This is a genomic window from Micromonospora inyonensis (genome assembly GCF_900091415.1).
Lineage (GTDB): Bacteria > Actinomycetota > Actinomycetes > Mycobacteriales > Micromonosporaceae > Micromonospora > Micromonospora inyonensis.
In genome coordinates this window covers 267,391-291,194 of record NZ_FMHU01000002.1, presented here as the reverse complement: position 1 = coordinate 291,194, position 23,804 = coordinate 267,391, and the positions used below count along the sequence as shown (strand labels likewise).

Here is a 23,804-nt window from a genome sequence, read left to right as displayed (position 1 = left end):
CCTAGCCGGCCCCTCCGACCGGCCCCACCCCTTTTCCGGGTCCTCGACCGGAGGCGGCGGCCACCACGTCCCCTACAGCGAACCGGGGGCGGTGGCGACCCGCGCGGCGGCCACCAGGCGGTCGGTCTCGGCGACCACCTCCGGGTCGTCGGCCGGGGTGCCGGGGTCGTAGCGGACCGTCCAGGTCAGGCCGTCGACGCCGGGCACCCGGCGGGCGGCGATCCGGCCCGCGCCGCCGGGCACCGGCTGGTGTTCGGTGTACGCCACGGACTTGGTCACCCGGGCGCGGACCTGGTGCGGCAGCTCCCCCGGGTCCAGGAGGAGGAAGGTCTCGGTGGGCGCGTCGGCGATTACCAGGTACCCGTCCCGCTCGGCGACCGGCTCGGCCGGGGTGACGGTCAGTTCCCGTCCGGACCAGACCGCCTTGAGGATGTCGTGCCAGCCCAGCCGCGCGGTCCGGCCGGGCAGCCAGAGCCCCAGGTTGGTGGCGACCGCGGCGGCTTCCCCGCCGTCACCCACCCCGGCCCAGGCGAGGACCCGCTCGTCGGCGGCCAGTTCCGGCCGGTGCCGGACGGGCAGCTTCGGCCGGCGGTTGAACAGTCCCATCTACAGTCCTCCCGCGGCCTGTTCGCGCAACGCCCGGGCGTGCTGCTCCAGCGAGAGCAGCTCGCCGAAGAGCGCGAAGTACTCGTCCTTGTGCGCCACCGGGTTCACCCGCTGGATCTTGGACTTGAGGTCCTTGATCCGGCTGGTCACCGACCCCCACTGCAACTGGGCGAGAGTGATCGAGACGTACCTCGGGTCGGGCTCGCCGTCGATCCGCAGCGGTTCCACGGCCAGCTCCGCGACGAGGGCCTGCGCGGCGAGATCGGCGCAGGCGTCCTGGACCCGGCCGACCCAGACCGCGCCGCCGGTCGCCGAGGACACCCCGCCGGCCTCCGCGACCGCCGCGCGCACCACCTGGTGGACCGGGTGGCGGTACTCGTCCGCGCCGACCGCGTCGAACATCGGACCGGCGAGCACCGGCTCCTGGAGGGCCAGCTTCAGCGCCTCCCGCTCGACCATCGACTGCGGGCTGTCCACGGCCGGCTCCCGCCGGGCCGGTGCGGAGCGCGACGCCTCCCGGCCGGTCGGGGCGGCCCCGGCGGCGAGCACCGCCCGCTGCACCGGTTCGATCTCCATGCCGAGGTCACCGGCGAGCTTGCGGACGTACTCCGGGCGCTTCTCGGCGTCCTTGAGCTTGGCGACCAGCGGGGCGGCGCGGCGCATCGCCTCCACCCGGCCGTCGACGGTGTCCAGGTCGTACCGGCTGATCACGTGCCGGAGCGCGAAGTCGACAAGCGGCTCGCGGCGGGCGACCAGGTCCCGCACGGCCAGGTCCCCCTTTGCCAGCCGCAGCTCGCACGGGTCCATGTTGTCCGGGCTGACCGCGATGAAGGTCCGCCCGACGAAGCGCTGGTCGTCGGAGAAGGCGCGCAGCGCGGCCTTCTGCCCGGCGGCGTCCCCGTCGAAGGTGAAGATGATCTCGCCGGCCACGTCGTCGCTGTCCAGCAGGAGCCGGCGCAGCACCCCGATGTGGTCCGCGCCGAACGCGGTGCCGCAGGTCGCCACGGCGGTCGTCTCGCCGGCCAGGTGGCAGGCCATCACGTCGGTGTACCCCTCGACCACGACCACCCGGCCCTGCTTGGCGATCTCCCGTTTGGCCTGGTCGATGCCGTAGAGCACGTGCGACTTCTTGTAGATCGGGGTCTCGGGGGTGTTCAGGTACTTCGGGCCGTCGTCGTCGGCGAAGAGCTTGCGCGCGCCGAAGCCGATCACGTCGCCGCTGAGGTCCCGGATCGGCCAGAGCAGCCGGCGGCGGAACCGGTCGATCAGCGAACCGGAGCGGGCCGGCCGGGACAGCCCGGCGGTGACCAGCTCGTCGTGGCTGAAGCCCTGCTGACGCAGGTGCTTGGTGAGCAGGTCCCAGGCGTCCGGGGCGAAGCCGCAGCCGTACCGCTCGGCGGCGGCCCGGTCGAAGCCGCGCTCGGCGAGGAACTCGCGGGCCGGACGCGCCCCGGCGGTGGTGAGCTGCGCGGTGTAGAACTCGACGGCGGCGGCGTGCGCGGCGACCAGGCGCTGCCGCTGCCCCTGCTGCTGCCGGAGGCGGGGGGCGGGCTTGCCGTCCTCGACGTAGCGCAGCTGGATGCCGGCGCGGTCGGCGAGCCGCTCGACCGACTCGACGAAGCTGAGGTGGTCGGCGTCCATCAGGAACTTGATCGCGTCGCCGCCCGCGCCGCAGCCGAAGCAGTAGAAGACGTTGCGGGCCGGCGAGACGTTGAACGACGGGCTCTTCTCGTCGTGGAACGGGCAGAGGCCCTTGAGGTTGCCGCCGCCGGCCGACTTCAGCGTCACCGTCTCGGAGATGACGTCCGCGATCGAGGTGCGTTCGCGTACCAGCGCGATGTCCTCGTCCCGGATCCGCCCAGCCATCGGCCACCTCCTCCGGCGTACATCCTGCCCTGCGCGGCCCGGGATCGGCCCGGCGGGGGCACGGCGTGTGACGGACTCCTGCCGGGGTCGGGTGATCCGAGCAGAAAGCGGCGATCAACTCAACCGGCTGCTCCCCCCTTGCCTACCTGCCCTGTACAGCGATGCGAGTTCGAGGTGCTCAGGGACAGTCGACGCGATCTGTGGGCACCAGAACCCTCATCCCCCGACCATGAAAAGCACAGGACTCCAACTTTCTACCGACGTTTCACACTCGAAGGAGCCGCGATGCGAAAAAATCGTCACCATGCTCCGCCTCTCAGAGACTGTCGGGTAACCAGTTCGGGGCGTTGCGTTACGGCGAGACACGTCGATCGCGCAGGTCCGGCTCGCAGAGGGTCTGTCGGCGATGGAGGGGTTACAGTGAACGGCGGCGATACTCGCCGCACACTGCAAGGCTACGCAGCCATTCGGACAGCGGCTCCACAGGCAGCGGAGTTGCATCTCGGTTAACCAGGAATTCGGGCCGGGTCGGCGATGCAGGCGCGTTGCTCACCGCATTATAGGTGAGGATCATCATCGCGCGGCGATCCGCTGACAGGTTACTCGACGAGGCATGGACGAGGCTCGGATGAAAGGCACAGACCCTCCCGGCCGGCGCGAGAAGTATCTGCTCACCTCGCTCTGCCACCAGTTGCTTCACGATCTCGGCCGGGATGGTGTACGCGAGGTCAGCGGAGACATGGCTCCGCCAGTCTGCGCGCCGCTCGTTACCGCCCGCCAAGTCCTCGAGGACGACGTGTGTTCCGGGAATCAGCCTCAGCGGCCCGTTGGCTTCGTGCGCGTCGTCTATGAACACCATCAGGTTGACAGCCTTGGGTAGCGCCATCCCGTCCTCGTTGTGCCAGAACGTGAAGTCCTGGTGCCACGGCCAAGCCGCACCCTCGAAAGGCAGCTTCATATTGATTTTGAACTGGTACAGATAAACGTCTTCGCCGAGGATTGCCTGGGCGAGTTGCACGAACTGCGGATGCCGGACGATGCGACCGAAGAACGGATCGTACATGTGACATCCGTGCACGGCGCGAACGACATCGGTGCCACTCTCGAAGACGACCTCGGATCGCCGCTGCGCGGACACCCGCAGGATGCCCTCGCGCAGCGCCTCCAGGAGATCGTCATCCAGCGAAAAGTCGGCCATCAACCAGCCCTGCTCCCGATACTGGTCAAGATCAGCCACGACGTCAGCCACGGTGCTCCTCCTCATTTCTCCACCGGCTCGCACTGCTGTGGAAGCCGTTGCGACAGCAGGCGCCTCTCCCTTGATCGGTCGATCAGCCATTGTTTGTAGAGTCCCCCGTACAGATGTCGGTGAGCGGGAACGGCTCGTGGCGGGCGGCGGGGTCGGGGGTGAGCGACGCGAAGGCCACGGCGGCGGGGGCGTCGTGCCGCGCCAGCTCGGCCGCCAGGTCGGCCAGGACCGGCGTGCGGAACAGGGTACGCAGCGACAGCTGCGCCGACATGCGCTGATTGACGGCGTGAACGAGCCGCGAGGCCAGCAGCGAGTGCCCGCCGAGGGCAAAGAAGTTGTCGTACGCCCCGACGCGGTCGCGGCGCAGCACCTCCGCCCAGATGGCGGCCAGCTCGGCCTCCCGCCCGTCGCGCGGCGCGACGTAGGCGGCGTCGTCCGCCTGGTCCGGCGCCGGCAGGGCGCGGCGGTCGAGCTTGCCGTTGGCGGTCAGCGGCAGCCGGTCCAGCACCGTCCAGCGGGTCGGCACCATGTACTGGGGCAGCCGCAGCCGCAGGTGGTCGCGGGCCGCCTCGGCGGTGGCGTCGCCGACCAGGTAGCCGACCAGGTGCGGGTCGCCGGGCGAGTCCTCGCGCAACAGGACGGCCGCCTCGCGTACGCCGGGGACGTCCCGCAGGGCGCTCTCGATCTCGCCCGGCTCGACCCGGAAGCCGCGTACCTTGACCTGGTCGTCGGCGCGGCCGACGAAGTCGATCACGCCGTCGGCCCGGCGGCGGACCAGGTCGCCGCTGCGGTACATCCGCTCGCCCGGCCCCGCGTACGGGTCGGGGCGGAACCGTTCCGCCGTCAGCGCAGGCCGGTTCAGGTAGCCCCGAGCCAGAGCGATGCCGCCGATCCACAGCTCGCCGAGCACCCCGTCCGGCACCGGGTCGAGCCGGTCGTCGAGCACGTAGAATCGCGCGTTGGCGATCGGCCGGCCGATCGGCGGCAGCGCCGGCCAGCTGGCCGCGTCGGCGGTGGCCAGGGCGTACTGGCTGACCACGTGCGTCTCGGTCGGGCCGTAGTGGTTGTAGAGGTATCCGCCGCCGAGGCCCACGAGCAGGGCGCGGACGCTGTCGTCGATCCGCAGCGCCTCGCCGGAGGTGACGATCTCGCAGCCGGACGCGAGCGGGGGTTCGTCCGTGGTCAGGCCCGCCAGCTGGTGCAGCACCGCCGTCGGCAGGAACGCGCGCCGTACGCCCTGTTCGGCGATGAGGCGGCGCAGCCCGCCGAGGTCCCTGGCTTGTTCCTCGTCGATCAGCACCAGCGTGCCGCCCTGGCACAGGGTGCTCCAGATCTCGTGGGCGGACATGTCGAAGCTGATCGAGGCGAACTGCAGCACCCGCTCCGGTGCCGGGCTGCCGGGCGCGGCGTACCGGAGCTGCCAGTCGATCAGGTTGTCGAGGCAACGCCAGGTCTGCGCCACGCCCTTCGGCCGGCCCGTGGAGCCGGAGGTGTAAAGGACGTACGCGAGGTGGTCGGGCCCGGCGACCGGGCTGGGGTCGTCGGTGGGCTGCCCGGCCCAGCGTTCGCCGTCCGTGGCGAGGTTGACGGCAGGCAGCGCGCCGGCGACCTCGGTGACGGTCGCGGTGTCGGCGTCGGTGAGCAGGAGGACCGGCGCGCTGTCGTCCAGCATGTACGCGAGCCGCGGGGCGGGGTAGGCCGGGTCGAGGGGCAGGTACGCGCCGCCGGCCTTGAGGATGGCCAGCAGCGCGACGATCAGGTTCGGCGACCGGCGCAGGCAGACCGCGACCAGCGAGTCGGGGCCGACGCCGAGGTCGCGTAGGTGGTGTGCGAGTTGGTTGGCGCGGGTGTTCAGGTCGCCGTAGGGCAGCGACCGTCCCTTGAACGTCACCGCGATCGCCTCGGGGTTAGCCGCCGCCCGATCCTCGAAGCGCGCCCGGATGCCCTGCGCCACCGGCGACGTGGAGCCCTGGCGCACCAGCCGCTGCCGCTGCCGTCCATCCATCAGGGACAGTTCGCTGATGGGCTGGTCGGGCTGCTCCGCCATCTGGGTGAGTACGTGGTGGAGGTAGCGGGTGTGTTGGTGGGCGGTGGTGCGGTCGAACAGGGCGGTGGCGTATTCGAAAGTGCCGGTGATCCGGCCGTCGTGTTCGGTGAGGGAGAGGTTGAGGTCGAACATGGCGCTGGGGTGGGCGGTGGGCAGGGTGGTGACGTCGATGCCCGGCAGGTCGAGGTCGTTTTCCTCGTTGTTCTGCCAGGCGAACATGACCTGGAACAGGGGCGCGTGGGCGAGGTTGCGGGTGGGGTTGACGATCTCGACGACCTGTTCGAAGGGCAGGTCCTGATGTTCGAGGGCGGCCAGTGACAGGTCGCGGACGCGGTGGAGTAGTTGGGTGACGGTGGGGTCCCCGTCGAGGTTGACGCGGAGAGCGAGGGTGTTGACGAAGAAGCCGATGAGGTCTTCGAGTTCGGTGCGGCGTCGGTTGGCGGTGGGGATGCCGATGACGAGGTCGTGCTGTGCGGCGAGGCGGGACAGGACGATGGACCAGCCGGTGAGGAGGGTCATGAACAGGGTGCCGCCGGTGTGATGGGTGAGGGTGTGCAGGGCGGCGGTGAGGTCGGTGTCGAATTCGACGGGCAGGTGGGCGCCGTGGTGGTCCTGTTCGGCGGGTCGGGGCCGGTCGGTGGGTAGTTCCAGGAGTGTGGGGGCGTCGGTGAGGGTGTGGCGCCAGTAGGTTTTCTGGCGGGTGAGGGTGGTGTCGGAGAGCCATTGGCGTTGCCAGGTGGCGTAGTCGGCGTATTGGACGGCCAGTGGTGGCAGTGGGTTGGGCTGGTGCTGGTGGAATGCGGTGTAGAGGGTGCTGAGGTCGCGGGTGAGGACGCCCATGGACCAGCCGTCGGCAGCGATGTGGTGCATTGTGAGTAGGAGGATGTGTCGGTCGGGGGCGAGGGTGACGAGTCGGCCGCGGATGAGGGGGCCGGTGGTGAGGTCGAACGGGGTGGCGGCTTCTTCGTCCCGGATCTGGGCCAGACGGTTGCCGGCGTCGGTGCGGCCGGTGAGGTCGTAGGTGTGGAGGGTGAGGCCGACGTCGGGTGGGTCGATGTATTGGTAGGCGTCGGCGCCGTTGGTGACGAAGCGGGTGCGGAGGGCTTCGTGGCGGGCGACGAGGGCGTCCAGGGCGGAGGTGAGGGCGTCGCGGTCGAGCCAGCCGTCCAGTTGGAGTGTCAGTGGCAGGTGGTAGGCCAGGCTGACCCTGCCCAGGCGTTCCAGGAACCACAACCGCTGCTGCGCGAACGACAGCTCCAGCGCCCCGGCGCGGTCGACCGGGCGGATCGGCGGCAGCACGTCCCGGCCGTCCGGCGTCAGCCGAGCGACGAACGTGGACAGCACCGGTGCCGCGAAGACCGCCGCTGGCGACACCTCCCAGCCCAGCGCCTGCCGGATTTTCGACACCAGGCGCATGGCGAGCAGCGAGTGGCCGCCCAGGGCGAAGAAGTCGTCGTGGCGGCCGACCCGCTCGACGCCCAGCACCTCCGCCCAGATCCCGGCGACCATCGTCTCCAACAGGCCCACCGGTTCGGCGTAGCCGCGCTGGCCGAACGCCTCCCCGTCCGGCGCCGGCAGGGCCGCCCGGTCGAGCTTGCCGTTGGGCGTCAGCGGCCACGCGGCGAGGTGGACGTACGCCGCGGGCACCATGTACTCGGGCAGCTCGGCGGCGAGCCGGTCGCGCAGCTCGGCGGCGGTCGCCGGCTGCCCGGCGGCGGCCAGGTGATAGGCGATGAGCCGCTGGTGGCCGCTGGTGTCGGGGCGGGCGACGACGACGGCCTCGCGGACGCCCGGGCAGGCGGCCAGCCGGGCCTCGATCTCGCCGAGTTCCACCCGGAAGCCGCGGATCTTCACCTGGAAGTCGTCCCGGCCGAGGAACTCGACCTGCCCGTCCGGCAACCGGCGGCCCAGGTCACCGGTCCGGTAGAGCCGGTCACCCGGCACGAACGGGCTGGCGGTGAAGCGCTGTGCGGTCAGTTCGGGCCGGTTCAGGTAGCCGCGCGCCACGCCCGCGCCGCCGATCCAGATCTCGCCGACCACCCCGACCGGCACCGGCTCGCCGGCCGCGTCGAGCAGGTAGACCCGCACGTTGGGCAGCGGCCGGCCGATCGGCAGGCGCACCACGTCGGCCGCATCGGCGGGGAGCAGGTGGCAGGTGCTGTCGACGGCGGCCTCGGTCACGCCGTACGCGTTGACGATCCGCACCCGCGGGCCGCACAGCGTCCGCAGCTGGACGGCGTTCGCCGCCGTCCACGCGTCGGAGCCGCAGACCACCGTCTCCAGGCCGGCGAGGGTTCCGCCGACGGCGTCCAGGTACGCCATCAGCGGGTTGAGCACCGCCGGCACGAAGTCGGCGAAATCGACGTCGTGCCGGCGCAGCAGCGCGTACAGGCCCGGGCTGTCCAGCAGCAGCGGGCGCGGGCAGAGCACGAGCCGCCCGCCGAAGCCCAGCGCGCGCACCACGTCGGCGGTGAACACGTCGAAGGAGAAGCTGGCCATCTGCAGGTGCGTCAGGCCGGGGCGCAGGTCGAACAGGCGCTCCCAGGCGGCGGCGACCGCCACCAGCTGTCGGTGCTCCACCAGTACCCCGTTGGCGGCGCCGGAGGTGCCGGACGTGTAGATCACATACGCCAGGTGGTGCGGGGCCAGGTCGGCGACGACCGGGCCGGTCGCCGGCAGGTCCGCCCAGGCCGCCGCGTCGAGGTCGAGGTCGACGACGGGGGTGTCGGTCCCGGCCAGCGCGGCGTGCAGCCGGTCGCGGGCCGGGCCGTGGGTCAGCGCCGCGACGGGCGCGCTGTCGGCCAGCATGTGGGCGAGCCGGTCGACCGGGTAGGCCGGGTCCAACGGCAGGTACGCGCCGCCGGCCTTGAGGACCGCGAGCAGGGTCACCACCGTGTCCAGCGAGCGCTCGACGCAGATCGCGACCACCCGGTCGGGGCCGACGCCGCGGTCGCGCAGGTGGTGCGCCAGCCGGTTGGCCCGCGCGTTCAACTCGCCGTACGTCAGCTCTTCGTCGTCGAGGACGAGCGCCACAGCGTACGGGTCCCGCGCCGCCTGGGTTTCGACGAGGTGGTGCACGCACCGCCCCGGCGGGTACGCCACGGTCGAATCGTTGCCGTCCGCCAGCAGCCGGCGCCGCTCGGCGGGCGGCAGGACGTCGAGCCGGCCCGCCGCCGCGCCCGGTGCCCGCTCCAGCGCCTCGGCCAGGGTCTCCAGCGCCCGCTCGACCATCGCGCAGACGCGGTCGGCCGGAATCTCGGCCGTGGCGGCGACCGTCAGGACGAAGTCGTCGCCCAGGTCGTCGACGTCCAGGGCGAGGGGGTAGTTGCCGCGCTCCTCGGCGGCCAGGTAGGTCAGGTCGTCCGCGCCGACCGTCGCCGTGGTCTCGGGCTTGGCCAGCACCGCGGCGTGCCGGTAGTTCAGCAGGGCGGTGAACAGCGGCGCGGGCGGTGCCACCCCGCTGCACGACTGGGCCAGCGCCGGCGGCGCGTTCTCGTGCCGGATCAGCTCCGTCAGCGTCTCGTGGGTGCGCCGCACGGCGTCCGCGGCGCCGGTCCCGCCGAGGGTGACCCGCACCGGGAGGGTGTTGATGAACGGCCCGAGCATCTGGTCGCTGCCGACGCCGCCCTGCATCCGGCCGAACAGCACGGTGCCGAACACCACGTCCCGGCGGCCGCTGGCCCGGGCCAGCACCTGCGCCCAGGCGACGTGGAAGAGACTGGTCACGCTGACCTGGAGGGCCTGCGCCCGGTCGCGCAGCCGCCGCGACAGGCCGGCGTCGACGCGTACCCGGGCGTCGCGCATGACGCGGACGTCGCCGTGGATGTCGAGCAGGCCGAAGGGCGCGGTCGGTGCGTCGACGTCGGCGAGCATCCCGCGGAAGAACGCCTCCTGCGCCGCCCGGTCGACGCCGCGCCGGATCCGGGCGACGAAGTCGCGGAACGGCAGCGGTGGCGGCAACCGGTCGGCCTGACCGGCCAGGTGTGCCTGGATCTCGGCGTTGAGCTTCTTGAGCGAGGTGTCGTCGATGATGTGGTGGATCAGCTCCAGGGCGAGCCACCTGCCGTCGTGCGGGTCGCGGGCGACCACCAGCAGCAGGGGGGCATGGTCCAGGGGCAGGCGGCCGTACCGCCGATCGAAGTGTTCGCGCAGCTGCCGGCCCGGGTCGCCGCCCGCCGGGTCGAGCGTGACCTCCTCCACCAGCAGGGGCACCCGCCGCCACACCACCTGGACCGGCTCGTTGACGCCCTGCCAGACGATCCCGGTGCGCAGGATGTCGTGCCGGGCGATCACGGCCTCCAGCGCGGCCCGGTAGCGGTCGAGCCGGTCCCGGTCGGCGAAGCCGATCAGGCTGGTGACCAGGTGCGGGTCACTGTCGCGGGCCGTCAGGTGGTGGAACAGGATCCCTTCCTGCATCGGGGCCAGGGGATAGATGTCCTGGACGTTCGGCGCCCCGCCGGGGACCGTGGCGACGACCGCGTCGATCTCCCGCTGGCTCAGGTCGACCAGCGGCAGCATGTTCGGGGTGATCCGGGTGCAGTCGGCCGGGATCAGGTTCGGCGGGACCTCGGGACCGGACCAGTCCGGCAGGGGCTGGATCTCTGCGGTTGTCCCTGCCTGATCAGGGGCCGAATTGTGAAACGAATGATCGTGCGGCAACGTGCCCCCTCGACTCATACTGACCAGCTGCTAACGCCTCGCATCTTGCGTCCTACAGGCAACACGTCATGAAACGTCTTATGGTCGTAGTCAAGGAAACGCAGGCAGCCCACCCGGGAAGCCAGCCCGCCTCGATCGGCGCGCAGGTGATCGCCCTCCGGCTCCAGCCCGAGGAGGGTACGCAGAGCAGAATGGTCGCGCCGGCCGAAACGGCGTGAGGGCTGCACGCTCGCGGGTACGGCACCGGCCGGCGGGTGCGGGCCCGGTCGTGCCCGCAGAGGGCATGGCGCCCCAGTCCTCGCCGGGCCCGAGCGACACGTGGAAGATCATGCCACCGACGTCGACCTGGGCCGGCTGGCTGGAGTACACCGTCACCTGCCGCCGGAAGTGCCCCCGCTCGAAGGTCGATCTGAGCCGGTCGTCGCCCACGTCCACGACGATGCCCTCCCGGGGGCGGAATTCGCCCAGGCGGACCTCCGCGAGGTCGGCGAAGTCGGTTTCGATGGTGAGCCGGACCAGCAGGTCGACCCGCTCCGGGGCGTAGTTGGTCACGGTGATCTGCCCGGAGAGGATGTCACCGGCCCGTTCGAGGTCGATCCGGATCGTGGCGTTTACGCACGGTGACCGCATCTGCGGCTGCTCCTGCACCCGCTCGGAGAGCTCGCTTGTCCGGTCCGGTACATCTGACACATTCACCAGTCTCCCATCCAATGGCCCGGGTCGACCCTCATCCGGGGGGACGATGCTGAGTGACTGGTCAGTGGAAGTGCCGCCCCAACCAGCCATTCATTGCTGAACGGTGCAATCTTTCGGGCGGCGGGCTCCGTCCGGTATCGGCCGCACGGCGACTGCCCTACCGGCACGGGCGTCTTGCCTGGACGCGATGAGGTGTGGTGCTTCACGCCGGCTCTGGCATGTCCCGGCGGCTACGGAGGGTGGCGACGCCTTGTGCACGGCTGTCCGATGCTGATCACGCCGTGGCGGTGGGGTCCGTGTCCCTGTGCCGTCCGGCAGACCGGCGCGGACGTCATCCGGTGCCGCGATGACAGGCAGCGTGGTGGCGTCGACGTGCTTGTCGGGACGGCACCGGTTCAACGGCCCGTACTCGGCGGCCAGCCGATCGAGGTGGGGATCAACGTGGTGGACCCACCAGACCGACATGCCGGTCGGGTCGGAGGCGCGTAGGGCGTCCCATGCCTGCCAGCCGGCGTGCAGACGGGAGACGGCCTCGGGGTGGGCCCACCAGCGGGGGCACCAGTACATGCCAGCGCCGGCCCCGGTGGCCACCCGCCGCTCGACGATGGGGACGAGGTGGTTCGCGCACCCACTGGTCGAGGTCGCCGCCGGCCTGCCCTCGGCGATGCCGCATGCGCGTCGGGGCTACCGGGCTACCGGGTTGTGGATCATGGCTACGCTCGGGGGCCGGAAACGGACGGAGGACCATGCCCGAGGAACCGGACGCACCGCTGACCATCGCGCTGGCCGAGTACGAGCACCTGCGGGAGGCCAGTCGCGCCATCGACGACCAGACGACGGCCCGGTTCACCTTCTTCCTGACCGTGGCCACCGCCGCCACCGCCGTCTCCGCCGGCCTGGTCACCACCGGTACGCCGGCCGGGGCGGTCCGGCCGACCGTACTGGCCGGGCTGGGCGTGCTGGTGCTACTGCTGGGCAGCGCGGTCTTCGCCCGACAGGTGGAGCTGAACGCCCGGGGCCGGCGGTACGCGGTCGCCGCGACGGTACTGCGCACGTACCTGGCCCGCCGCGCGCCGGACCTGGCGCCGTACCTGATGATGCCGACGCTCGACGACCCGGGACCGTTCGCGCCGGAGCCGTTCCGCCGGCACTGGCTGCGCGACCTGGTCGGCCAGGCCGGCACCATCGGCCTGATCAACAGCGTGGTGGTGGCGGTGGCCGCCGGGGCCGGACTGGCGGCGGTGGCACCGGGCTGGCTCGCGGTGGTCGCCGCGGTCGCGGCCCTCGCCGGCTCCGTCGCCGTGCACCTGGCGGTGGTACGCCGCCGGGTGGCCCAGTCCGCCCGGCTGGTCGGTGAGGTGCTCGCCCGTCGTGCCGACCTGCATCTTGACGTCGACCCGGTACACGAGCCGTTCGCGCGGAAGTAACCGCAGGTCACGGGGCTGTTCGCGGACGGACCCTAGGTTGGCCACCATGATCATTTCTAGGATCGGGCCGACCTCGGCCCGGCGGCGCGCGGTCGCCGGCCTGGCCACGCTCGTGGTCGCCGGTGGCCTGCTGACCGCGCTGGGCGGAGCCACCCCCGCTGGCGCCGAGCCGGGCGACGTCGCGGTCGCCGAGAACTTCGACAGCGGCACGCTCCCCGCCGGCTGGCGAGCGGTCGACGGGGACTGGAAGGTGGTGGACGGCCGGCTGGTCGGCACCGCCACCAGCGGCACCCGGAAGATCACCTTCGGCCGGCACCTCGAACACTTCCGGTTCTCCGCGACGGTCCGTTTCGACAAGGTCAACGAGGCGACCCGGTGGACGGCGCTCGGCCTCGACGTGCCGGCCAGCGGTGCCACCCCGTGGTGGATCGCCACCATGCGCAGCGGCAGCACGGCCGCGAACGGGCTGGAATTCGCGCAGCTCACCCCGGCCGGGGCCTGGAACGTCACGAACGCCACCGCCGCGCCGTACGCGGCCGGGACGGGGCGGGACGTCAAGCTCGCCATCGAGGTGCACGGCAACCAGGCCCGCTGGTTCCTCGACGGGCGTCAGCTCATGCGGACCAGCAGCCTCCAGCGCTCCACCGACGGTGGGCAGGCCCTGGTGGTCAACGGCGCGACCGTCTCGTTCGACGACGTCAGGGTCACCGAGCTGGCCCCGAACGGGCTGCTCCGCCCGGACGGCGCCCCGCTGACCGTGATCGCCCACCGGGGAGCCTCGGCGGCGGCCCCGGAGAACACCCTGGCCGCCCAGGAGGTCGCCCGCCGGGCCGGGTCGGACTGGATCGAGAACGACGTGCAGCCCAGCAAGGACGGCGTGCCGTTCGTGCTGCACGACGGCACCGTGGACCGCACCACCGACGGCACCGGCGCGATCCGCAACCTCACCTCGGCGCAGCTCAAGGCGCTCGACGCCGGATCCTGGTTCGCCCCGCACTTCGTCGGCGCGCGGCTGCCCACCCTCGCCGAGCAGCTCGCCGACCTGCGGAACCGGGGCGGCAACCTGCTGCTGGAGATCAAGGGCGCGCACACCCGCGACGAGGTGGCCCGGATCGTCGAGGTGATCCGCGCCGAGCGGATGACCACCCGGGTCTTCGTGCAGAGCTTCGACGTGGAGACCCTGCGGCACACCCGGGCGCTCGCCCCCGAACTGCCGTTGGGACTGCTGCGCGGCACCCTCGACGCCGATCCGGTCGCCCTGGCGAAGGAGCTGGGCCTGGCCGCGTACAACCCGAGCGACGCCGCCCTGGTCGCGCACCCGTCGGTGGTCGCGGACCTGCACGCCGCCGGGGTGGCGGTGATGGTCTGGACGGTGGACTCGGCCACCGCCTGGCAGCGGCTGGAGGGGTACGGCGTGGACGGCATCATCACCAACCGGCCCGCCGAGCTGGCCGGTTGGAACGCCGCACAGCTCCAGGGTGGGCTGGGGCGGCCGACCGTCACCGTCTCCTCGCCGGCCGACGGGGCCCGGCTGGACCGCGCCCAGCGCCCGGTGCTCGGCGTCGTCACCGGTAACGCGGACGCCGTCACGGTGACCCTGGACGGCGAGCCGGCCACCCCGGGCCGGGTGCTCGACCCGACCCGGCTCGCCGCCGGCGCGCACACGATCCGCGTCGAGGCCACCGGGCCGGGCGGCCGGACCACGGTGACCACCACCTTCACCGTGGTCGCCGACCCGACCGGCCTGGCCCATCTGGTGCTCGCCTCGGAGGCCGCGGCCGGCGCCCGGCACGCGATGCTCAACCTCCTGGCCGACGGCCGGTACGACCAGCTCGCCGCGTACGCCGAGCAGCAGGCCGGCAAGCAGGTCCCGACGGCGGTGGCCGCCGTGATCGCGGCCGACGCCCGCAGCCTCGCCGACCGCTGACCCACCCCACCCGGGTGACCGGGCCGGGCCATCCCGGTCCGGCCACCCGGGTCCGTCCGGGCGGCCGTCGGATGTTGCCGCCAGCCGCACGGGGGGCGTCCCCGGGCCGCCTACCGGCGCCGGCACGCGACGCGGGCCGGTCAGGCGATGCGGTCGTAGCGGTCCTGGTTGAGGAAGCGGGCGAAGCCACGCCAGGAGTTGGGGCCCACACGCCGTCGATCGGGCCGGTGTAGCCCCAGCGGGAGGCGAGCCGCTGCACCGCCGCCCAGGTCTGCGTCCCGGGCACGCCGTCGATCGGGCCGGTGTAGCCGTACCCGCGCATCGCCCGCTGGAGGGCGGCGTAGGTGTTCGGTCCGGGCACCCCGTCGATCGGTCCGGTGTAGCCGTGCTCCATCCGCAGCCAGTTCTGCGCCCGCTGCCACAGGATCGGGCCGGGGATGCCGTCGGACTCGGTGGAGGTCTTCGGCAGCGTGCCGCCGAGACCGGCGAGGTAGGTGAGCGGGTTGATCCGCACGCCGGACGGATCGATCATGTGCCAGTGCACGTGCGGGCCGGTGGAGGAGCCGGAACCGGGCGCACCGGCCGCGCCACCGGCAGCCCGACGATGCCTCCGGCCCCGACCGACGCGCCGTTGCTCAGGCTGAACGCGGACAGGTGCATGTACTGGGTGCGGTAGCCGTTGGGGTGGTAGATCGTGACGGTGTGCCCGCCGGTGCCGTTGTACGGGATGTTCTGGATGGTGCCGCCACCGCAGGCCGGAAGCCGGGTGCCCACGCTCATCACGTAGTCGATGCCGCCGAGGGAGCCCCGGTCGAGGTGCGCCTGCCAGCCGTCGGAGATCGGGTAGGCGGTGAACGGGTTGTAGAAGCCGGAGGCGTGGGCCGGGGCACCCACCGCGAGCGCGCCGCCGAGGCCCACCGCCGCGCCGCCCGGCACCACCGCGCCGGCCGCGGCCCCACGCAACAGTGTCCGCCGGTCGACCCCGTGGTCCGTCTCGCACATGGCGCCCCTCCTCCGGTCCCGGCCGCGATGGCCGTCACGTGCCGCCCAGGTGCCGGACGGAGGGTCAATATATCGACGATCATAAACGTCGATCAAGGGCTGCGGACGCCACTCACCTAAGTTGGCGGCTGGCCCCAGTCGGCTTCGGTGGTAGCAGGGGACCCCTGCTACCGCTTTTTGCGGAGCAGGGGGCCCCTGCAACCACCCCGGCCCGGGGCAACCCACGTCCGACCGGGCGCGGCGGGCCACCGCAGACTCAACCGACCAGCCGGGCGTGCCAGGCCACCGCCGCCGGGTCGGTGAGCGAGGCGACCTGGTCGACCACCGCCCGCAGTCGGGCGGGGTCGTCCGGGGCGGCCCGCCACAGCGGGGCGAAGACCGGGTCCAGGGCGTCCGCGCCCCGGTCGGCGAGCACCCGGACCAGCTCGGCGAGGACCTCCCGCTGCCGGGCGTAACGGGCCTCCGCGCCGGGGCGGCGCATCACGTACCGCAGGGCGATGCCCTTGAGCAGCGCGCACTGGGCACGGATCCGCCGGGGCACCACCAGGTCGGCGGCGTAGCGGCGGTGCGGGCCGGGGCCGTGGCGGTCCCGGGTGGCGCGAACCGCCTCCGTCACGAACCGCCCGGTCAGCGTGCTGGTCGTCGCCTTCAGCGCGACCTGTGCCCGGTGGCTGCCGTCGTAGTCGACGACCGGCCCGAGCACCGGGTCGGCGAGCAGGTCGACCAGCACTGCCCCGAGGTCGGCGGCGCTCTCGGCGGAGTAGACGGCGGCGACGTCGGCGCAGAGGGCGGCCCGCTCGTCGGCGTCGCACAGCAGTGGCCGGAGCGTCAGGTAGCCGCCGTGGATGCCGTCCTCCACGTCGTGCACCGAGTACGCCACGTCGTCGGCCCAGTCCATCACCTGCGCCTCCAGGCAGCGTCGCCGGTCGGCGGGCACGCCACGGCGCAGCCAGTCGAAGACGGCCCGGTCGTCCGGGTACACCCCGAACTTGCGCTCGCCGGCACGACGCGGCCAGGGGTACTTGGCGACCGCGTCGAGCGAGGCGCGGGTCAGGTTGAGTCCGGCCGAACGGCCGTCCGGGCCGAGCACCTTGGCCTCCAGCCGGGTGAGCACCCGCAGGGTCTGCGCGTTGCCCTCGAAGCCGCCGCAGTCGGCGGCCAAGCCGTCGAGCGCCGACTCCCCGTTGTGCCCGAAGGGCGGATGCCCGAGGTCGTGGGCGAGCCCGGCGGTGTCCACCACGTCGGGGTCGCAGCCGAGCCGGGCGCCCATCTCACGGGCGATCTGGGCCACCTCGAGCGAGTGCGTGAGCCGGGTCCGCAGGAAGTCGTCGGTGCCGGCGGTGTGCACCTGGGTCTTGGCGGCGAGCCGCCGGAACGCCGCAGAGTGCAGCACCCGCGCCCGGTCCCGCTCGTACGGGCTGCGGCCGTAGCCGGTGTCCTTGGGCGACTCGGGCACCCACCGCTCGCGGTCCGCCGGGGCCGGTCCCCCGCCGACGTCGGTGCCCAAGCCGCTCAGCCGGCCAGGTCGCGCTGCCGCAGGACGCGGAACTCGTTCCCCTCGGGGTCGGCGAGCATCGTCCACCCGGGGTCGTCCCGCCCGACGTCGACGTGGCGCGCGCCCATGTCGACCAGCCGTTCCACCTCGGCCTCCTGGTCCTCGGGACGCAGGTCGAGGTGGAGCCGGTTCCGCGCGGTCTTGCCGTCGGCGACCGGGACGAACACGATCGCGGGTGTCCGTGGCGCCGCACCGCGGATCTCCACGCCGTCGGGTCGCTCCTGGACGACCTGGTAGCCGAGCGCCTCGGCCCACCAGCGGCCCAGCCGGGCCGGGTCCTCGGCATCGATCGTCAAGCTCTCCCAGACGCTGGTCATGCGCCCTCCTCCGTCTGCGGGACAGCGGTGTCACCGGCCAGCACAGGTTACGCCCGCCGCGTCGCCGGGGCTCGACGACGAGGCCCGGGGCGGCCCGGCCACCGGATCACCGGCCCGGTCCGGGTGCACTGCCGTTCGGCGGACGGCACATCGACCGATCGGACCTGAGTTGCGGACCGATCGCGGCCCGTTATGGGATCGCGGCCTTCCGTGGCCGGCGGTAGCTTCCCAGGAGCGGAACGTCACCGGCGTCACCCGACCGGTGCGTCGGACCGACCCTGGGGAGGGCGATCGTGGACGCTGGCACCCTGATGGACGCGGAGCTGCGCCGGTTGCGGTCGAACCGGCCGGAGGTCTGCGGCACGGTCCTGGCCGGCACGGACGGCCTGTTGATCGCCAGCGACCTGCCGGCGACGGAGGCGGCCCACCTCGCCGCGCTCGCCGCCGCCAGTTTCGGTCTCGGCCAGCGGGTCGCCCAGGCGGCCACCCGGGGCGAGTTCCGCGAGCACGTGGTCCGCACGACGGACGGGCAGGTGGCCATCTACCCGGCCGGCGAGCACGCGCTGCTCACCCTGGTCGCCGGCCCGGACGCCGACCCGGAGGCCCTGCACGAGGAGGCACGGGCGGTGGCCCGGCGCACCGGCGGTGTCTTCGACGCCCACCGACGGGGATACGACGAACCCCAGCCGCCGATCACGCCCGGGCGGTTGACCGTCCGCACGCCGATGGCGACGATCCCGACCCACCTGCGTCAGCGCAGCGCCCAAGACGGCTGGCCCCGCCCGCTGTTCTGATCCGGTGCCGGTGGACCGGTGGGGACGGGCGAGCCCCCACCGGTCCCGGGCAGGTCAGCGGCTGTCCGAGCCGGTGGTCTCCACGGCGGCGCGACCCGCCTCCAGCCGGGCGACCGGCACCCGGAACGGCGAGCAGGAGACGTAGTCCAGGCCCACCTCGTGGAAGAAGTGCACCGAGTCCGGGTCGCCGCCGTGCTCGCCGCAGACGCCGATCTTGAGGTCCGGCCGGGCGGCCCGGCCCTCCTCGGTGGCGATCCGGACCAGCCGGCCCACCCCGTCCCGGTCGATCGACTCGAACGGCGAGATGCCGAAGATGCCCAGCTCCAGGTAACGCCAGAAGAACGCGCCCTCGACGTCGTCCCGGGAGAAGCCCCAGCCCATCTGGGTGAGGTCGTTGGTGCCGAAGGAGAAGAACTGCGCCGCCTCGGCGATCTGGCCGGCGGTAAGCGCCGCCCGGGGCACCTCGATCATGGTGCCGATCAGCACCTCGACGCCGCTTCCCCCGACCACCTCGGCGATGATCCGCTCCGCCTCGGCACGTACCGTCTCCAGCTCCTGGACCGCGCCGACCAGCGGGACCATGATCTCCGGCCGGGCGGTGACGCCGTCGCGGGCACACTGCACGGCCGCCTCCGTGATCGCCCGGACCTGCATCGCGAACAGGCCGGGGATGACCAGGCCGAGACGGACGCCCCGGAGGCCGAGCATCGGGTTCTCCTCGTGCATCCGCCGTACGGCGGCGAGCAGCGCCTCCTCCTGCGCCACGTCCTCGCCCCGTTCCTGGGCCACCGCGACGTTCACCGCGAGCTGCTCCAGCGGGGGCAGGAACTCGTGCAGCGGCGGGTCGATCAGCCGTACGGTGACCGGCAACCCGTCCATCTCGCGGAAGATCTCCACGAAGTCGGCCCGCTGCAACGGCAGCAGCGCGGCGAGCGCCTGCTCCCGTTCGTCGTCGGTACGGGCCAGGATCAGCCGCTCGACCAGTTCCCGCCGGTCACCGAGGAACATGTGCTCGGTGCGGCAGAGCCCGATGCCCTGCGCCCCGAAGCGCCGCGCCCGGGCGGCGTCCGTGCCGGTGTCGGCGTTCGTCCGGACGGCCAGCCGCCGACGCTGGTCGGCGTGGGTCATGATCCGGTGCACGGCGCGGACCAGCGCGTTGTCGATGTGCTCCGGGTCAAGGCTCCCCTCGAAGTACTGCACCACCTCCGACGGCATCACCGGCACCTCGCCGAGGAAGATGTTCCCGGTGGTGCCGTCGATGGAGACGACGTCCCCTTCGGTGAGGGTCTGCCCCGCGACGGAGAACCGCCGCCCCGGGACGTCGACCTCCAGCGCGTCCGCGCCGGAGACGCAGGTCTTGCCCATGCCCCGGGCGACCACCGCCGCGTGGCTGGTCTTGCCGCCCCGGGAGGTGAGGACGCCCTGGGCGGCGATCATGCCCTCGAGGTCGTCCGGGTTGGTCTCCCGGCGGACCAGGATCACCCGTTCCCCTCCGGCGGCCAGCTCGACGGCGCGGGCTGAGGTGAAGACGACCCGGCCGACGGCGGCGCCCGGCGACGCCCCGATGCCCCGGGCCACCGGCTGGATCTCGTGGTCGAGCTGGAAGCGGGGGAACATGAGCTGGGCGAGCTGCGCTCCGGTCACCCGGTGCACCGCCTCGTCCAGGTCGATGAGCCCCTCGTCGACGAGCTGCCCGGCGATGACGAAGGCCGCCGCCGCGGTGCGCTTGCCGACCCGGGTCTGGAGCATCCAGAGCTTGCCGCGCTCGATGGTGAACTCGATGTCGCACAGGTCGCGGTAGTGCCGTTCCAGCCGGGCCATGATGTCGAGCAGTTCGTCGTACGACCGCTTGTCGAGCCGCTCCAGCTCCTGCAACGGGATGGTGTTGCGGATACCGGCGACCACGTCCTCGCCCTGGGCGTTGGCCAGGTAGTCGCCGTAGATGCCCTGCGCGCCGCTGGCCGGGTCCCGCGTGAAGGCGACCCCGGTGCCGGAGTCCGGACCGAGGTTGCCGAAGACCATGGCGACCACGTTGACCGCCGTGCCGAGGTCGGCGGGGATGCGCTCCTGCCGCCGATAGAGCACCGCCCGCTCGGCGTGCCAGGAGTCGAAGACCGCTCGGACGGCCAGGTCGAGCTGCTCGCGCGGCTCCTGCGGGAAATCCCGGCCGGTGTGCTTGCGGAAGATCTTCTTGTACGCGTCGACCAGCCCGCGCAGGTCGTCGGCGTCCAGGTCGACGTCGTCCCGGATGCCCCGGGCCCCCTTGACGTCCTCCAGGGCGTGCTCGAACTCCTCCCCCGGCACCTCGCAGACGGTCTTGCCGAACATCTGGATCAACCGGCGGTACGAGTCCCACGCGAACCGGTCCGCGCCGGCCGAGTCGACCTGACCCCCCGAGCCGGCGGCCTGCAGGGCCAACCCGACCACGCTGCGGTCGTTGAGGCCGACGTTCAGGACGGTCTCCATCATGCCGGGCATGGAGAACTTCGCCCCGGAACGGACCGACACCAGCAGCGGGTCGTCCGGGTCGCCGAGACGCCGGCCCATCGCCCGCTCCAGGGCCGCCAGGTGGGCGGCGACCTGGTCGGCCAGGCCGTCCGGCTCCCGGCCGGTGGTGAGGTACTCCTGGCACGCCTCGGTGGTGATGGTGAAGCCGGGCGGGACGGGCAGACCGAGGTTGGTCATCTCCGCCAGGTTCGCCCCCTTGCCGCCGAGCAGGTCCTTGAGGTCCTTGTTCCCCTCGGCGAAGTCGTAGACGTACTTGCGTTCCACGGTTCCCTGCACTGCCACCAGACCCTCCACGCGCACGCCGTCGGACACTTAACGAAGGTTCAGTCGCCCATGTACCCCGAGGTCACCGGCCGGTAATCCGGGGTGGAAGGGCGCCGGTGGGCGAAGGTTAAGCGACCGGGCGGGTAACGGGGACCATCCGGTGACAATCGGCACAGTCATCACGACTGTGTGCGTCCGTACGGGTTGGTGGGAACGGTTCCATGCGCACGTTCACGCAGCTCAGCCGTCCTCTCGTACGCTTGGCGCACCCACCTCGGCCGAGGTGGGTTTGCCAGAAGCGTCGCGGTTACACCCCCTGCCCCCGGGAAGGTCCCCGTGCCCACCACCCCCTCGCCGGTCCCGCCCGTCGTCACCTCCGTCTCCGGCCGGACTACCCCGGTCGCGCTGGGCGACGTGCTGCCCGTGCCGGCCAGCGTCCGTCCGGAGCCCGGCGCGGACTTCCCGTTGACCGCCGACACGGTGATCCGCGCCGAGCCGGCGGCCCGCGCGGAGGCCGACCGGCTCGCCACGCTGCTCCGGCCGGCCACCGGCCACCCGCTGCCGGTCACCGTCGACCCGGCCGCCCCGGCGGCCGGCGCGCTGACCCTGGCCCTGGCCGACCCCGGTCTCGGCCCCGAGGGCTACCGGCTCGACATCACCCCCACCGGGGTACGGCTCACCGCCGCCACCCCGGCCGGGCTCGGCCACGGGGTCCAGACGCTGCGCCAGCTCCTCCCCGCCGCCGTGGAGAGCCCGACCCCGGTGGCCGGGCCCTGGTCGCTGCCCGGCGGGACGATCGCCGACCACCCCCGGTACGGCCACCGGGGCGCGATGCTCGACGTGGCCCGGCACTTCTTCGGCGTGGACGAGGTCCTGCGGGTCGTCGACCACCTGGCCCGCTACAAGCTCAACCACCTGCACCTGCACCTCACCGACGACCAGGGCTGGCGGCTCGCGATCGACTCCTGGCCCCGCCTGGCCGAGATCGGCGGGGCCACGGCGGTCGGCGGCGGCCCCGGCGGCTGGTACAGCCAGGCCGACTACCGGCGGATCGTCGGGTACGCGGCCGAGCGGCACGTCACCGTGGTGCCGGAGATCGACCTGCCCGGACACACCCACGCGGCGCTGACCGCGTACGGACGGCTCGCGCCGGACGGGGTGACGCCGCCGCCGTACACCGGCACCGAGGTCGGCTTCAGCTACCTCGACCCGGACCGCGAGCTGACCTACTCCTTCGTCGCCGACGTGCTCGGCGAGGTCGCCGCGCTCACCCCGGGGCCGTACCTGCACGTCGGCGGGGACGAGGCGTTCAAGGTGCCGGCCGACGCGTACGCCCGGTTCGTCGACCGGGTGCAGCGGATCGTCGCCGACACCGGCAAGACGGTGCTGGGCTGGCACCAGATCGCCCCGGCCCCGCACTCGCCGGGCCGGGTGCTCCAGTACTGGGGGCGTACCGCCACCGACCCGGTGGTCGCCGACGCGGTCCGGCGCGGCGCGCGGTTGCTGATGTCCCCGGCCGACCGGACCTACCTCGACATGCGGTACGCCCCGGACAGCCCGGTCGGGCACGACTGGGCCGGCGCCATCGACGTACGCCGGGCGTACGACTGGGACCCCGCCGGTTACCTGGACGACGTGCCGGCCGAGGCGGTGCTCGGCGTCGCCGCGCCCCTGTGGACGGAGTACGTCACCTCACGCGCCGAACTCGAGTACATGCTCCTCCCCCGGCTGCCCGCCCTGGCCGAGCTGGGCTGGTCACCGCGCGCCACCCACGACTGGGCCGGGTTCCGTCGCCGGCTGGCCGCCCAGGGTCCCCGCTGGGAGACCGCCGGCGCCGGCTACCACCGTAGCCCGGAGGTGCCCTGGCCGGTGGCCGCCGTGCCCGCGCCCCGCACCCCGGAGAGCTGACCGAGCCCGGCCTGCCGGGCGCGGCGGACGGCCTCGCTGCGGTCGGTGGCCTGGAGCTTGTGCAGCACCGTGGAGAGGTGGTTGCGGACGGTCTTCGGGCTCAGTCCCAGCCGCCGGGCGACCAGCACGTTGGTCAGCCCCTGGGCGACCAGGTCCAGCACCTCCCGCTCGCGTCCGGTCAGCTCGGGCAGGGGCGGCGGACCCGCCACGCGTTCGCCGGTGAGCCGCCCCACCGCCCGCCCGGCGATCCCGGGGCCGAGCAGCACCTCGCCGTTGGCCACCGCCCGCACCGCCCGCTCCAGTTCGGCCGGGGCGGCTCCCTTGAGCAGATAGCCCCGGGCCCCGGCGCGGAGCGCGGCGACCACCGACTCGTCGTCGTCGAGCGTCGTCACCACCAGCACACCGGTGCGCCGGTGGCGGGCCACGACGTCCCGGACGGCCGTGGCACCGGCCCGGCCGCCGAGATGCGGGTCGATGACCACCACGTCCGGGCGGTGCCGGTCCACCAGGGTGAGCGCGGTGGCGACATCGCCGGTGGCGCCGACCACCCCCAGATCGGCCAGGGAGCCGAGCAGGGCCGCCAGGCCGAGCCGGAACACCGGATGACCGTCGACCACCACCACCCGGATGACCGCGGCGGCCGGGTCGCCCACCCCGGTCAGGGCCCGGTCCGGTCCGACCGCCGCCGGTCCGACCGCCGCCGGTCCGACCGCCGCCGGTCCGACCGCGTCCTCCGGGCAGGACGGCAGGACGGCCAGGTGCCGGGCCAGAGCGGGACGGCCGACCCGCACCGTGCGCCGCCGGATCGGCCGCTGCCGGATTCGCGGCTCCCCCACCGGCGCGTCCGGCACCGGCCACGCCGGCACCTCCGCGCTCACCTGCGACACCATCACGGTCATCTCTCCATCTCGTGCTACGGACGTGGTACGGGTCCGGCGGGCGGGGGTGGGGGAAGCCGGACGTGCGGGCAGAGACTGTC

Annotated in this window: 14 protein-coding genes and 1 pseudogene; 4 read left to right on the top strand and 11 right to left on the bottom strand. The window is 73.0% G+C overall.

The genetic code is table 11. The annotated features are described in order from the left end of the window. Positions 1-72: 72 nt before the first annotated feature. The 6 genes from GA0074694_RS16400 to GA0074694_RS16375 all read right to left on the bottom strand — a co-directional run bounded on the left by GA0074694_RS16400 (position 73) and on the right by GA0074694_RS16375 (position 11,690). On the bottom strand, positions 73-606 hold the full coding sequence (locus GA0074694_RS16400; RefSeq protein ID WP_091459528.1) for a hypothetical protein: 534 nt from the start codon (positions 604-606) through the stop codon (positions 73-75). Next, on the bottom strand, positions 607-2,472 hold the full coding sequence (gene dnaG, locus GA0074694_RS16395) for a DNA primase (RefSeq protein ID WP_091459527.1): 1,866 nt from the start codon (positions 2,470-2,472) through the stop codon (positions 607-609). Between the two features lie 415 nt (positions 2,473-2,887). Continuing rightward, on the bottom strand, positions 2,888-3,721 hold the full coding sequence (locus GA0074694_RS16390) for a phytanoyl-CoA dioxygenase family protein (protein WP_176737972.1): 834 nt from the start codon (positions 3,719-3,721) through the stop codon (positions 2,888-2,890). A gap of 82 nt (positions 3,722-3,803) precedes the next feature. Then, on the bottom strand, positions 3,804-10,286 hold the full coding sequence (locus GA0074694_RS16385; protein WP_176737971.1) for a non-ribosomal peptide synthetase: 6,483 nt from the start codon (positions 10,284-10,286) through the stop codon (positions 3,804-3,806). Positions 10,287-10,517: 231 nt separating this feature from the next. Continuing rightward, complete coding sequence (locus tag GA0074694_RS16380; protein WP_176737970.1) at positions 10,518-11,057, bottom strand: glycogen debranching N-terminal domain-containing protein; 540 nt, start codon at positions 11,055-11,057, stop codon at positions 10,518-10,520. A gap of 156 nt (positions 11,058-11,213) precedes the next feature. Beyond that, the gene (locus GA0074694_RS16375) at positions 11,214-11,690 is read right to left on the bottom strand and encodes a DUF4913 domain-containing protein (protein WP_245714997.1); all 477 of its coding nucleotides are present in this window, start codon (positions 11,688-11,690) and stop codon (positions 11,214-11,216) included. Positions 11,691-11,869: 179 nt separating this feature from the next. On the opposite strand from GA0074694_RS16375, the gene GA0074694_RS16370 reads away from it, so the two are divergent. Both GA0074694_RS16370 and GA0074694_RS16365 read left to right on the top strand, forming a co-directional pair. After that, the gene (locus GA0074694_RS16370) at positions 11,870-12,550 is read left to right on the top strand and encodes a hypothetical protein (RefSeq protein WP_091459522.1); all 681 of its coding nucleotides are present in this window, start codon (positions 11,870-11,872) and stop codon (positions 12,548-12,550) included. Between the two features lie 46 nt (positions 12,551-12,596). Then, positions 12,597-14,477 carry a glycerophosphodiester phosphodiesterase family protein gene (locus tag GA0074694_RS16365; protein ID WP_091463314.1) on the top strand — a complete coding sequence of 627 codons (1,881 nt, stop codon included), beginning with the start codon at positions 12,597-12,599 and terminating at the stop codon, positions 14,475-14,477. Positions 14,478-15,005: 528 nt separating this feature from the next. On the opposite strand, the gene GA0074694_RS32260 is transcribed toward GA0074694_RS16365, so the two are convergent. The 3 genes from GA0074694_RS32260 to GA0074694_RS16350 all read right to left on the bottom strand — a co-directional run bounded on the left by GA0074694_RS32260 (position 15,006) and on the right by GA0074694_RS16350 (position 17,351). Then, positions 15,006-15,479 (bottom strand): M23 family metallopeptidase, encoded by a 474-nt coding sequence (locus GA0074694_RS32260; protein ID WP_218105714.1) that lies wholly within the window; start codon positions 15,477-15,479, stop codon positions 15,006-15,008. 256 nt (positions 15,480-15,735) lie between these two features. Beyond that, positions 15,736-16,986, bottom strand: coding sequence for a deoxyguanosinetriphosphate triphosphohydrolase (locus tag GA0074694_RS16355; protein WP_091459521.1), 1,251 nt, complete (start codon positions 16,984-16,986; stop codon positions 15,736-15,738). Between the two features lie 5 nt (positions 16,987-16,991). After that, positions 16,992-17,351 (bottom strand): VOC family protein, encoded by a 360-nt coding sequence (locus tag GA0074694_RS16350; RefSeq protein ID WP_091459520.1) that lies wholly within the window; start codon positions 17,349-17,351, stop codon positions 16,992-16,994. A 293-nt stretch (positions 17,352-17,644) separates the two neighbouring features. On the opposite strand from GA0074694_RS16350, the gene GA0074694_RS16345 reads away from it, so the two are divergent. Continuing rightward, the gene (locus tag GA0074694_RS16345) at positions 17,645-18,145 is read left to right on the top strand and encodes a roadblock/LC7 domain-containing protein (RefSeq protein ID WP_176737969.1); all 501 of its coding nucleotides are present in this window, start codon (positions 17,645-17,647) and stop codon (positions 18,143-18,145) included. Positions 18,146-18,199: 54 nt separating this feature from the next. Here GA0074694_RS16345 and ppdK read toward each other — a convergent pair whose 3' ends face one another. After that, positions 18,200-20,935 carry a pyruvate, phosphate dikinase gene (ppdK, locus tag GA0074694_RS16340; RefSeq protein ID WP_091463312.1) on the bottom strand — a complete coding sequence of 912 codons (2,736 nt, stop codon included), beginning with the start codon at positions 20,933-20,935 and terminating at the stop codon, positions 18,200-18,202. A 315-nt stretch (positions 20,936-21,250) separates the two neighbouring features. On the opposite strand from ppdK, the pseudogene GA0074694_RS16335 reads away from it, so the two are divergent. After that, positions 21,251-22,825 (top strand): annotated as a pseudogene (locus GA0074694_RS16335) (beta-N-acetylhexosaminidase); the annotation flags it as partial. Here the strand turns inward: GA0074694_RS16335 and GA0074694_RS16330 are convergent. Further along, positions 22,756-23,724, bottom strand: a complete 969-nt coding sequence (locus tag GA0074694_RS16330; RefSeq protein ID WP_281190063.1) for a response regulator — start codon at positions 23,722-23,724, stop codon at positions 22,756-22,758. The pseudogene GA0074694_RS16335 and the gene GA0074694_RS16330 overlap by 70 nt on opposite strands. Positions 23,725-23,804: the final 80 nt, after the last annotated feature.